Annotated in this window: 10 protein-coding genes; 5 read left to right on the forward strand and 5 right to left on the reverse strand. The window is 71.2% G+C overall.

What is annotated here, in order from left to right; all coding sequences use genetic code 11:
• Positions 1 to 16: 16 nt before the first annotated feature.
• From IPI43_01335 to IPI43_01355, 5 genes are read right to left on the reverse strand one after another with little or no spacing between them, the layout of a single operon-like run.
• Positions 17 to 1543, reverse strand: coding sequence for a metallophosphoesterase (locus IPI43_01335; protein ID MBK7772771.1), 1527 nt, complete (start codon positions 1541 to 1543; stop codon positions 17 to 19).
• A 40-nt stretch (positions 1544 to 1583) separates the two neighbouring features.
• Positions 1584 to 2138, reverse strand: a complete 555-nt coding sequence (locus tag IPI43_01340) for a cob(I)yrinic acid a,c-diamide adenosyltransferase (protein MBK7772772.1) — start codon at positions 2136 to 2138, stop codon at positions 1584 to 1586.
• A 50-nt stretch (positions 2139 to 2188) separates the two neighbouring features.
• Positions 2189 to 3127, reverse strand: a complete 939-nt coding sequence (locus IPI43_01345; protein ID MBK7772773.1) for a methionyl-tRNA formyltransferase — start codon at positions 3125 to 3127, stop codon at positions 2189 to 2191.
• 6 nt (positions 3128 to 3133) lie between these two features.
• Positions 3134 to 3643, reverse strand: coding sequence for a peptide deformylase (gene def, locus IPI43_01350; GenBank protein MBK7772774.1), 510 nt, complete (start codon positions 3641 to 3643; stop codon positions 3134 to 3136).
• A gap of 40 nt (positions 3644 to 3683) precedes the next feature.
• On the reverse strand, positions 3684 to 6152 hold the full coding sequence (locus IPI43_01355; protein MBK7772775.1) for a hypothetical protein: 2469 nt from the start codon (positions 6150 to 6152) through the stop codon (positions 3684 to 3686).
• A gap of 101 nt (positions 6153 to 6253) precedes the next feature.
• On the opposite strand from IPI43_01355, the gene IPI43_01360 reads away from it, so the two are divergent.
• From IPI43_01360 to IPI43_01380, 5 genes are all read left to right on the forward strand, one after another.
• Positions 6254 to 7990, forward strand: a complete 1737-nt coding sequence (locus tag IPI43_01360; protein ID MBK7772776.1) for an FAD-dependent oxidoreductase — start codon at positions 6254 to 6256, stop codon at positions 7988 to 7990.
• Positions 7991 to 8037: 47 nt separating this feature from the next.
• Positions 8038 to 8481: an OmpA family protein gene (locus IPI43_01365; GenBank protein MBK7772777.1), complete on the forward strand. Its 444-nt coding sequence runs from the start codon at positions 8038 to 8040 to the stop codon at positions 8479 to 8481.
• A gap of 158 nt (positions 8482 to 8639) precedes the next feature.
• Positions 8640 to 9890, forward strand: a complete 1251-nt coding sequence (locus IPI43_01370) for a hypothetical protein (protein MBK7772778.1) — start codon at positions 8640 to 8642, stop codon at positions 9888 to 9890.
• 2 nt (positions 9891 to 9892) lie between these two features.
• A complete protein-coding gene (locus IPI43_01375) occupies positions 9893 to 11023 on the forward strand; it encodes a hypothetical protein (GenBank protein ID MBK7772779.1) in 1131 nt (376 codons plus the stop codon).
• A gap of 61 nt (positions 11024 to 11084) precedes the next feature.
• Complete coding sequence (locus IPI43_01380) at positions 11085 to 12182, forward strand: hypothetical protein (GenBank protein ID MBK7772780.1); 1098 nt, start codon at positions 11085 to 11087, stop codon at positions 12180 to 12182.
• Positions 12183 to 12193: the final 11 nt, after the last annotated feature.

Consider the following 12193-nt stretch of genomic DNA (forward strand, 5'->3'; position numbering starts at 1 on the left):
ACTCGCTCTCTCGCCCTCAGGGCGCGCCCGGCGCGGGCAGGAAGATCTCGACGTTGCGGTCGGTCACCATGGAATCGTTGTTGTCGGCCCAGCCGCTAGTGTAGTCCAGGATGCCCAAGCGACGCGCCTCTTCCGCGAGCGCGTCGCCGCGCGTAGAGAAGTCCACGGCGGTGCCGCGCAACATCACCCAGCCGTTGTCCATGTCCCAGATCTCCACGATGCGCGACTGGTGCGGGAAGTCGGCCACCGCGGCAGTCATGACCTCCACCACGGCGCGGCCGTTGCCCGCGATCTCCGAGATGCGGTGCTGGTGCGAGTGCCCCACGAAGCTGAAGAGCACGTTGTCGTAGGACGTGACCAGGTCCGTGAACTCGGCCGTCGTGATCGCGTCGGGGTAGTCCATGGTGCTGAACGCGCCGCCCGACGTGGTGAGCGAGCCCGACGAGTGGTGGGAGGCGAGCATGACCCACTTCTGGTCGACCACGGCTTGGTCGAGCGCCGCCACCAGCCGCGTGCGGTCCGCGTCCATCAGGAGTCCGTCGGCGCCTCCGGTGCTGGCCGTGGTGTCCAGGATCACGAAGCGAATCGGCGTCCCCGGGACGTCGAACGTGTAGAACGCACGACCGATGGCCACCTCCCCGCTCCCGAGGCCGTGGCCGTCGTCATGGGCCACCACGCGCTCGATCACTTCGGTGGGCGTCAGGGCCTCTCGCGCCGGGTCGGCAGGCACCGTGGTGGCCGCGGGTCCACCAGGGCGCGACCAGTCGCGCGTCCGTGCCGACGCATACCCCCCCACGGAGGTGGTCTTCTGGCCCTCCGTGACCATGAAGTTTCCCTGGATGAGCATGTCGTGGTTGCCCATCACCCAGTAGAACGGGACGTCCAGACCCACCGTCTCGAACGGGTCCTTCGGGTCGTTGCCGCGTCCCGGGACCGGGTCGTTGTCTTCGCCGGAGTCACACTCGAGGGTGCCCCCTTCGCCCAGCAGCTGCAGCACCCAGTCCAGCTCGTTGGTCTGGGCGTTGTCGATGTTGTCGCCGCCCAGCAGCACGAAGTCGAGCGCGTCCTCCGCGTGGACCGCGTTGAGCGTCCGCGCCATGGCGTTGACCATGTGGCATCCGTAGGTGTCCTGGGGGCGCGAGGCCGCGCCCGTGAGCCCGGGGGCGTCCACCAGCACCACACGCGTGACCGCCTCATCATCCGTCAGCTGGAGGTCGGGCATGTGGGCGAAACGCGTGAGCCGACGTGGCGCGGCGCCGTCCGCAGGGCGCGCGGCCCCGCCGAAGACGATGGTCTGGTGCGGCTCGCCGGGCCCGAGCTCGTAGTCCCCGAACCCATCCGCCAGCAGCGACGTACGGTCTTCGAGCCGCGTGGGGTTGCGTGGGTCGTTCGGGTCCGAGCGGGGCGTTAGCGGGACGATGGTCCGCTCGTCCGTCAGGCGCCCGAGCGGCGCGTCACTGCCTGCGCAGCCACTGACCAATGGGAGCCCCAGCAAGATGCCGAGCGTGACGGATGAACGACGAGCGTGACGGTTCCATGCCATCCGCGCACCTTACGCTGGGTGGCCACCAAACGGAACGGGGTCAGCGGTCGCGCCCGAGCCAGGGCACGTCGGCCACGCCCAGCCGGTGGTTGGCGTGCCGCGCCAGCGTGAACAGCAGATCGCTCAAGCGGTTGAGGTAGTGAATGATCTCGGGCCGCACGCTCGAGTGCGCCGCCAGATGCACGACCGCGCGCTCGGCACGACGACAGACGCAGCGCGCCACGTGCAGCTGCGACGCCGCCCGGCTCCCGCCCGGCAGGATGAAGGTCTTCAGCGGCGCGAGGTCCGCCTCGAAGCGATCGATGGCCGTCTCGAGGCGCTCGACCTCCTCTTCTTCGATGCGCGGCAGATCCAGCTTCTCGAGCTTCTCCGGCACCGTGGCCAGCTCCGCGCCTAGGTCGAACAGCTCCAGCTGCACACGCGCGAGCAGCCCGTCCACCGTGGGGTCCAGGCTCTCGGAGCGCGCCACGCCGATCACGCTGTTCAGCTCGTCCACGTCTCCGTAGGCAGCGACGCGCATGTCCGCCTTGGACACCCGCGCCCCTCCGAAGAGCCCCGTCTCACCTTGGTCGCCGGTCCGCGTGTAGATCTTCATGTTGGCCGAGCAGTGTCCGCCATGCGGCCAATGGGAAGCAAGCCCGACGGTCAGCCCAGCTGCGTGCCGGCTGGCCAGCAGCGCCCGGCGATGGCCGCCTCTGCGCTGAGGCGCTTGCGGCTGGGGTGCTGAAGCTCTTGGATGGCGAGCACACCTTCGCCGCAGGCCACGCGGATTCCGTCGCGGTCGCCGCCGAGCACGGTGCCGGGCTGCGACCCGTCTGCCGAGAGCGTGAGCGCGTGGGCGCGGTGCACCTTCACGGGCACGTCGCCCTCGAGGACGTAGGCGCCGGGCCAGGGGCTCATGCCGCGAACGTGGTTGGCCAGCGCCTGCGCCGAGCGGGTCCAGTCCAGGCGCCCGTCCGATTTCTCGAGCGGCCGGGCGTGCGTGGCGAGGGCGGCGTCTTGCGGCACCGGCGTCAGCTCGCCGCGCACGAAGCGCGGCAGGTCGCGCCGCAGCAGGTCCGCCGAGAGCTGGGCCAGCCGCGTGAATACATCGCCCGCAGTCTCCTCGGCGCCGATGGGCGTCTCGAGCGTGCTGAGCATGGGGCCCGTGTCGAGGCCCTCGTCCATCTGCATGAGCGTGACGCCCGTGGTGGGGTCCCCGGAGGCCACGGCCCACTGGATGGGGGCCGCACCGCGCCAACGGGGAAGCAGCGAGCCGTGCAGGTTCACGCACCCGAGGCGCGGCGCATCCAACACCGCGCGCGGCAGGATGCGGCCGTAGGCGATGACCACGGCCACGTCGGGTGAGAGGTCACGCAGCTGCTGCGCCAGCGCGCCATCGCGCACCTTGGTGGGCTGGAGCACCGTGAGGCCAAGCTCGAGCGCGCGCTCCTTGACCGCGGGGGGACGCAGCGCGAGACCCCGACCCGCCGGCTTGTCGGGTTGGGCCACCACGGCCACCACGTCCGCCACCTCCACCAGCGCCGACAGCGCGGGCACGGCGAAGTCCGGGCTACCAAAGAAGACCGCGCGAGGGCGACTCACCCGGGGTCAGTCTCCGCCGCCGTGCTTGATCATCGCGCGGTGCAGCAGACGCCGCCGCAAGATGGAGAGCCGGTCGATCATGAGCTTGCCGTCCAGGTGGTCGTTCTCGTGCTGCACGGCGATGGCCATCAGGCCGTCGGCCACCATCTCGAACGGGTTGCCGTGGCGGTCCAGCGCCTTCACGCGCACCTTCTCGGCGCGGTTGATGTCTTCGCGCGCCCCGGGGAACGAGAGACAGCCCTCGGAGAAGCTGGTGGTGCCGATCAGCTCCACCAGGTCGGGGTTGATGAACACGCGGAGGTCGCTCTCGGCGTCTTCGTCCACGGCCACGTCGATGATGAACAGGCGCAGCGGGATGCCGAGCTGGGTGGCGGCGAGGCCCACACCGGGTGCGGCGTACATGGTCTCGGCCATGTCGTCGACGAGGGCCTGCAGCTGGTCGTCGAACTTCTCGACCGGCAGGCCGGGCTCGCGCAAGCGTTTGTCGGGGTAGTGAAGAATCGGTCGGATGGCCACGATGGGGGTAAGTATGGCGCGCATCCGGCGGGCGACAACTTCAAGCCCCGAGAAGCAGCCCGAGCGCGCGGGCATAGCGTGCCCGGGCGTCATCGTCGCGCAGGGCCCGCTGGGCCTCCGCGTAGCACTCGAGCACGTCGCTGCGCAGCGGCGCCAGCTCTCCCAACCCGATCATATCGAGGTCGAGGCTCAGCAGCGGCGCCGTGCAGGCCGCACAGGCACGCTCCACGGCGCGGGCCGAGGCCGATGGATGAACGCCCAGCAGCGTGAAGTGGTCCGCGTTGCGGGTGGCCGCGTACGCGCCCTCGATCAGGCGCCGTGCACGAGCACGCAGCTCGAGGATGGGGGGCACGGGCTCGGCGTCGGGCGGAGCCGCGACGAAGGCGATGGCCCCCACGCCGACGAGGGCCAGCAGCGCGCAAGGGAGACCCTCGCCCTGCGGGAGCGCATCCAGCAACCCGTCGAGCGACCGGCCCTCGCAGCCGCGCAGCCACTCCACCCACAAGCCGTCGATGCCCAGGCGCGTGGTCCAATCGGCGGCGCTCGGGTGCACCCGTAGCACTTGCCCCAGGTCGTCCTGCCAGTGGACCCGCAGCCAGGCCACGCTGACCCAGCCCGCGAGCGCCTCTAGCATGAGCGTCACCAGCGACCCGAGCGGCCAACCCTCACTGGCCTGCTCCCCGGCGGGGACGTCGTAGACCTCGAAGACCAGCTCGGGGTCCCCCCCGACGCGAGCACCCCCGCCCAACGGTGGCTGGCCGTGCCAGGGCGGCGTGAGAACAGCGAGCACGCGCTCGCGTGCCGCGTGACGGCCACGGCGCAGGCGCTGGAGCACCGCCAGCGGATCGCCGCCGGCACTCTCGTCGAGACGTGCCGCGCTCTCGGGGAGTCCTTCCGCTTCGACGGGAGCCAGCACCTCTCCCGCGCGCACCACCAGGAGCACTCCGTCTCGCTCGGTGCGCAGCGACACACGCTGCTCGCCCTCGAGACCACGCAGCGCGAGCGCGAAGCTGAGCCAGGCATCGGGCGCGAGCGTGCCCCAGCGTCCCCGTCCGTCGGCTGTGGGTGTGCCCACCGAGAGCACGGGGGGGCTCGGACGCGACGGGTACGCAGGCACTTCCACGGCGGTCTCGTAGAGACCTGCTGCGCCCGGGGGACTGGAGCCTGAGCCCTGGGGCGGCGAGCTGGGCGCGGGCGGCATGCTGGTCCGACGTCGGTCGGGCACCCGGCTCTGGCGGCGCGTGTCGGGCTCGGGCCGACGTGAGTCGCCATCCGGGCGCCGCGCATCGCGCTCGGGCCGTGGCCCCTGACCCTCGGCGCCACGGGCGTCGCCTTCTGGCCGCCGCGCGATGACGCTCTCGGCCGCCCCGTCGCGGGGCCCATCGTCGCGACGGGGCGCCACGGGGAGCACCACCTCGCGCGTGGACGGCGGCCCTTCGCTGACGCGCACCGAAGGGTGGGACCCAGGCTGAGAGCCTTCGTAGGACCCGGGCTGGGATCCCGCCTGCGAGCCAGGTTGAGAGCCCACCTGAGAGCCGGGGCGCGGCTCTTGGCCGCCCGCCGAGCCCGTGGCCGGACGACCCGGCGAGCTGCCCGCGCCGCTGACGCTCGACTCGAGCCGCGGCCACTCGCTGTGACGCTTTCCGGGCAGCGACTGCACCGCCCAGGGCAGCTCGCCCGCGAAGGTGTGTCCGTCGAACGCGTCGTTCGGAGCGGGATCGACAGGCACGCCCAACACGTCCAGCAGCGCCCTCGGGACCAACTCGAGCGGCCCGTCGTCGCCGGCGGGGAAGCGCAGATCGAGCGGCGGGGCCGCCGGGAACATGCGCCGGTCGCAGTCGCTCAGCATCTTGTGGAGCCAGGGCGAGAGCTCGGCGACGGGCTGCGTGTTCTCGATGAGCCCGGACACCTGGCTCGAGGCATCGTAGTCGCCGCCCGAGGAGGAGCTGGGCGGCCGCGACGAGCGACGCATCGGCTGCGGCGCGCCACGGCTGGCCGTGGACAGTTCCGGGTCATCGAGCCGCATGGTGCGTTCGCGCACGCCGTCGTCCGCCGGCGGCGCCACCACCGGAGCCGGGCGCGGGACGACCGGCGCATCGACGACAGGCGGCGCGCTGGGCGACCACGAAGGCCTGGGCGCACCGCCCTGCGCCACGTCCAACAGCGCCTCGATCTTGTGCACCAGGCGGGCCACGGGCACCGGCCGCGGGTAGACCCCCTGGGCCAGCGCGCGCAGCCCTTCGTCCAGCTGCGCGTCCACCGGCAAGAGCGCCACCAAAGGTGTCTCGGCCGGAAGCCCCTCGCGGGCCTGAGCCAGCTGTGCCTCGAACGACTCTCGCGGGCTGCGTCCTGGCTCGAGCGACAGCGCCACGACCACCACCCCCACCCTCGGCGACGGCGGCTGACCGGGCTCACGGCGGAAGGTGACCATGCCGGCCTGCGCGAGCGCGCGCGCGAGCCAGCCCCCCTCGGGGCCGGGCACCAGCAGGTCGACGCGACGCTCGCTCACGCGGCGCACTGTACCTCAATGGCGACGAGCGAGTTGACACGCGCTCCGAAATCCACCACACACTAGAACACGTTCTAGTTCAAGCGTGACGAGGTACGTCGATGAGCGAATGGGATCAGTCGGTAGACTTGCTGGTGATGGGCAGCGGCGCAGCGGGCCTGGCCACCGCCATTCGCGCGCACGACCTGGGCGCCAAGGTGCTGCTGGTCGAGAAGAGCGACCTCTTCGGCGGCAACACCGCCATGTCGGGCGGCGTCTGCTGGGTGGCCAACAACCCGCAGATCGCGAAGAAGGGCATCCCGGACTCCGACGAGGAGGGCCTGGCCTACCTCACGCACATCACCAAGGGCGAGGTGGCCCCCGAGCGCCTCGAGACCTACCTGCGCGAGTCCAAGCGCATGTTGGCGTGGTTCGAGAAGAACACCCACCTGCGCTTCGACGCCCTCGAGAAGTACACGGACTACTACCCCGAGGCCCCGGGCGGGAAGCCCGGTGGACGCTCCATGGACCCCGTCGTGTTCGACGGCGCCCTGCTGCGTGACGATCTCTTGAAGCTGCGCCGCCCGCACCCGCAGTCGCAGATCATCGGCAAGTTCGGCATCACGGCGCGTCAGGCGCAGGCTGCCCTCGGCCTCGGTCTGCGCACCATGTCGTTCATGGCGTGGCAGCTGTTCCTGTACTTCATGCGCTATTTCAAGCGCGCCAAGTGGGGTCGCGACACGAAGCTGTGCGCGGGCAACGCGCTGTGCGGCCGCCTGCTGCTCAGCCTGCGCGAGCGAGGCATCGACGCCTGGCTGAAGTCGGGCGTGGACGAGCTGGTCATCGAGGACGGCCGCGTGGTGGGCGCCATCGTGTCGCACGAGGGCAAGCGCCTGCGCATCCAGACGAAGCAGGGCGTCATGCTCTCGGCGGGCGGCTTCTCGCGCAACGCCGAGATGCGCAAGAAGTACCAGCGCAAGCCCATCACCACCGAGTGGACCGCGGGCTGCCCCGACAACGTGGGCGACGGCATTCGCCTTGGCATGGATGCGGGCGGCGCCGTGGACCTGATGGACGAGGCCTGGTGGACGCCCACCTCCCTCGTCCCGCGCAGCCCGTCGGCGTGGGTGCTCGTGGTGGAGAAGAGCCTGCCGCACGGCCTCTTCGTGAACCAGGCCGGCAAGCGCTTCACCAACGAGGCGGCGCCGTACATCGACGTGGTCAACGGCATGTACGACGACGCCGCCGCCACCGGTCACGAGGCCCCGCGCTGGTTCCACGTGTTCGACGCGAGCTACCGCAAGACCTCCATCACGGGGCCCATCGCGCCGGGCCAGGTCATGCCGGACAGCCAGGTGCCGAAGAAGCTCAAGGACGGAGCGTACCTGTACAAGGCAGGAACGCTGGACGAGCTGGCCGCCAAGATCGGCATCCCTGCGGACACGCTGAAGACCACCATCCAGCGCTTCAACGGGTACTCCGTGAAGGGCGAGGACCCGGACTACGGCCGCGGCATCAGCGCCCAGGACCGCTACTACGGCGACCCGAACGTGAAGCCCAACTGCTGTCTCGGCCCCATCGAGACCGGCCCCTTCTATGCGGTGCAGATCTACCCGGGTGACCTCGGCACCAAGGGTGGCCTCGTGACCGACAACGCGGGCCGCGTGCTCACCACCGACGGCGCTGTCATCCCCGGGCTCTTTGCCGCAGGCAACACCACCGCCAGCGTGATGGGGCGCACGTACCCGGGCGCCGGCGGCACCATCGGCCCTGCGCTGACCTTCGGGTTCCTGGCAGCCGAGGCCGCCAGCACCGACGTGGCCGTGCCCAACCCGGTGCTCGCCCGGGCGGCCAGCTGAGCCCACCCACACTGGCACACCATCCTCGTTTGGGTACACTGGCGCGCATGAAACACATCATCCTCGCCGTCACGGTCCTCATCTCGTCCATTGCCGCCGTGGGCTGCGGGGGTTCGCTCCTCAGCCGCTTCGGCATCCGCATCGAGGGCGACCACATCGTCTTCAACGACCACATCAACTTCGCCACGGGCAGCGACGAGATCCTCGAGGAAAGCCATGACCTCTTGGACGGCCTCGCGCAGACGCTGAACGAGCACCCGGAGATCCATGAGGTGCGTGTGGAAGGCCACACCGACTCGGCCGGCGACGCCGCTGACAACCTCAGCCTCTCCAACCGCCGGGCGGCCTCGGTGGTGACCTACCTGCGTGCGGCCGGCGTTGTCCAGACCCTCACCCCCGAGGGGCGCGGCGAGACGCAGTTGCTCTGCGAAGATGAGACCGACGACTGCAACGCGCGGAACCGCCGTGTGGAGTTCGTCATCATCAACTGACCCGGCGCCCTTCGGTAGCGTCTCTACGGGGCCCACCCCGTGACGCAGAACAGCCACACCCTGTGCCCCAGGGCAACGCTCAGCGCCGCGCAGCCGACCCGGCGAGCCTGCGCGGTGGCATCGGCCCGGGTGGCGCGGCGGTTGCAATGGTCGCTCCCATGACCCCACCGCGACTCCTCCTCGGCGTGATCCTCGCGCTGCTCGTGTCCCCCGTGGCACGCGCGCAGCCGGACCCTGACGTCACCGACGACCCCGACGGTGGGACGGACGCCGCAGAGGCCGGTGAGCCGGAGCCTTCCTTGGAGCCGGAGCCTTCCGTGGAGCCGGAGTCGGAGCCCGAGCTGGAGTCGGAGCCCGAGCCCGACACCACAGTCGACCCGCCACACGCCATGGGCGCGAGCGTCGTCGGGCTGCGCCACAACGACGCCATCATCGATCGCGGCCGCGAGCACGGCCTCGCGCCCGGCGCGCGAATGGAGCTCTACCGAGAGGAGGCGGTGGACCTCGGCGACGGCGAGATTGCGTACGAGCGTCACCGGCTCGCCGTGGGCGAGATCGTCGCGCTGACGGGGCGCCGCGCGCTCGTCCGCCTCGCGCCCAACGAGTTCGTGGAGGTTGGTGACGGTGCGGGCCCCACGGCCGATCCCCTCACAGGGAGCCGCGTGCGACCCCCTCGCACCGGTGGCTACTGGTATCTCGACGCGACCGCCCGCGTGTTCGTCACGACGCGCGCGGTGGGCGGCGGGCTCCTCGGCGACGCCGAGCTCGGGTACCGAGGCGAGCGGCCGTTCGTCTTGAGGCTTCGCGTCCCCTCCGCGGGCTTCACCATCCACCGAGATCGCGACGCGAGTGGGCTCGACTCGGCCTCGGCCGGCGCGGTGTTCGCGATGGCCGGCCTCGACCTCGAGTACGTCTCGGTCGGCGCCGGGTTCGGCCTGACCCGTGTGCTGCCGAAGGAGATCCGCGGACCGGAGGTCAGGCTCGCCGACGCGACGCTCGGGTTCTCGTTCGTGCTCTTCGGTCGGCTCGGGACGCAAGATGGTCTGCACGTCGCGACCGAGGTCGGACTCACGACGCTCGTCGACTCGTCCGAGCTGAGCCACCTCGCGATCTCGCTCCAAGTCCCCCTGACACAGCAGCTCGCGCTCGTGAGCCATGGCGGGACCGGCTTCGCGGTCACGGGTGCCGGCTACGTCGACTTCGGCGCCCGCCTGCGGGTGCGCGGCGAAGGCGGCTCCGGCACGCTCTTCGTGAGCCCCTTCCTCGGCTTCGCGCGAGTCGCTGAGCGGGCCGAGTGGTGGGGAACGGTCGACCCGGTGACCGGCGCCATCGAGCCCAGCGAGCTCAACGAGTCGTCACGCGTCCGCGGCGGTCCGTCCGCCGGTGTGCGCGTCGAGTACCGGCTCTGACCATGACCGCGCTCGGCCACACGATCAGGGTGGCGGCGGTGCTGACCGCGCTGACCACGATGGCCCTCGGCCCCGGGCTCGCGCACGCCGAGACCGCGCCCCCCCGGCGCGACGTCGCCATCCTCGCGGTCGACGGTCTGATGGTCACCATCGGCGCCGGTCGGGAAGAAGGCGTCGCGATCGGAGACCGCGTGGCCTTCTCGACCATGGAGCGCGTCGACCTGGGCGATGGCGAGATCAGCCACGAGCGCGTGGTGAGCCTGGTCGGTGAGGTGTCGGCGGTGTCGAGCCACCGCGCCCGCGTGCGGATGGGGACCAACGAGCGCGTGACACGGGACATGCTGGCCGAGCTCACCGACGCAGCGCTCACCCACTCCCCGTGGCTCCCGCCCCCATCGCTCGCTCAGAACGAGCTCTCGGTCGGCCTGGCCATCGTGGGTGTCATCGCGGTCGGGGCCGGGGCCGGGGCGCTCGTCGACGCGCGCTACGAGCGTCGCTTCGGTCGCCGCGGGTTCGCTCGGCTCGAACTCTACCCCACGGGCGCTGTCGGGTACACACGCGCCGACGACACCGTGGGGCCGAACAGCGCCGCGACGTTCGCGGCCGTCGGACTGCTCGGCTGGGACCTCGAGTACGCTACGTTCGCGGCGGGCGCGGGCGTGTCGCGGAGCACGCGCATCACGGAGGAGCGCGTCGCGTGCGACGGATGCGCGGTCGAGACGCGCGATCTCGGCTATCGGCTCGGGCTCACCATCGCGTTCGCCGCGCGGCTGGGGACGCGCGACGGCGCGCACATCGAGCTCGACTCGGCGCTGATGTTCATCGTGAACCGGTTCGAGGTGTCCCGCATCGGGGCGTCGATCCAGCTCCCGCTCAGCGCGAGCGCGTGGCTCGTCGTGCGCGGCGGGGCGGGCATCGGCGTCACCGGCGGCCGCCACGCCGAGGTCGGTGCTCGCCTGCTCCTGCGCGGGGGCGGCCACGGCGCCAGCACCTACTTCGCCCCGATGATCGGCTACGTCGGCATCGGCGAGCGCGCGACCCTCCGCATCGACCGCACCACACACAACCGCCCCGAGCACCCGAGCGTCATCCACGGCGCAGCAGCCCGCGTCGCCGTGGAGCATCGCTTCTGAAGCCTCGCGCAGCCAAGCGATGGCCGCGACCAAAGCCAAGCAAGTGTAGTATTCTCGCTTCATGAAATCTCGTCGCACATGCGTCGGGGTCGCGCTGGTGGTGGCGTTGACCTGCGCTTGGCGGCCCGGGGCGGACGAGCCCACGGTTGCTGCCCAGCACGCGCACCCCGCCCACCACTGTCGCCTCACGGGAAGCCACGTCTCCGGGGTCGTCTCGGTGGACCTCGGAGGGGGCACGCATGCGGATCTTCCTCTGGTAGACGTCAGCGCCACGGTCGAGATGACGCCGTCGCTCGCCGATGTGATCGTGCACGTGACGGCCCCCATGCACTTCTCGGGGCGCTTCGTTTCGCGCGACCTGGGCGGACCCGCTGCCTACGTGCCGCGCACGTACCGCGCCCCCTCCGGAGGCTTGCGACTGGACGGCAACGTGCCATTCGAAATCACCCTTGCCGGTGACACGTCGATGGCGCGTGCGCGTCTGCCCTCTCCCGCGGGCGACGGCGTGCTGACCCTCGCGCTGCCATGCACGGCGCTGCGCGCCGGCGCGCCACGGACTGACACGCGCCCGCTGCCCCAGCCGGCTCGTCAGCGGTTCGTCGCGATAGCCCCTGGCACGAACATCCTCTCGGGAGCCGGCACCGGTCACGAGCTCGCGCGCATCGAGCGCAGCGACCGTTCGAGGGCTGCCGTGGTCTTCGCGGGGGCTGTCGGCGAGGTGCGCAACGGGTTCGTGCGCCTCACGCTGAACAACGGACCCGTTCAGATCGACGGCTTCGTGCCCGAGGGTGCCGCCGCGGCGTTGGAGTTCGTCGTGGCCACCAACGTGGCTACCGGGGCATACGCGTCCCCCGTCGAGTCGGTCAGCGGCATGCAGCGGGTGCGCCTTCCTACCGGTACGGCGGTGTACTCGAACCCAACCATCGAGCACGCGTGGACCACCCTGAACGCGCCCCTCGACGTCTACCTACGGACGCGCACCGCTGGGGAGCGGAGCGCCATCTTGCTCGCGCCGGGAGAGATCGGGACGCACCCCTGTCGCTTCGACGGTGTGGCCGGGCGCGTGGCCTGTGGCGGTGCGCGCGAGCTGCCGCAGCTCGGGCTGCGAGTGTGCTCCGCGGAGGGCTGCGTCGATGTGGCGTACGTGACCCCGCCCTGATTCTCCGCGAG

The organism is Sandaracinaceae bacterium, from assembly GCA_016706685.1.
In the GTDB taxonomy this organism is placed as follows: domain Bacteria; phylum Myxococcota_A; class Polyangia; order Polyangiales; family Houyiibacteriaceae; genus JADJJE01.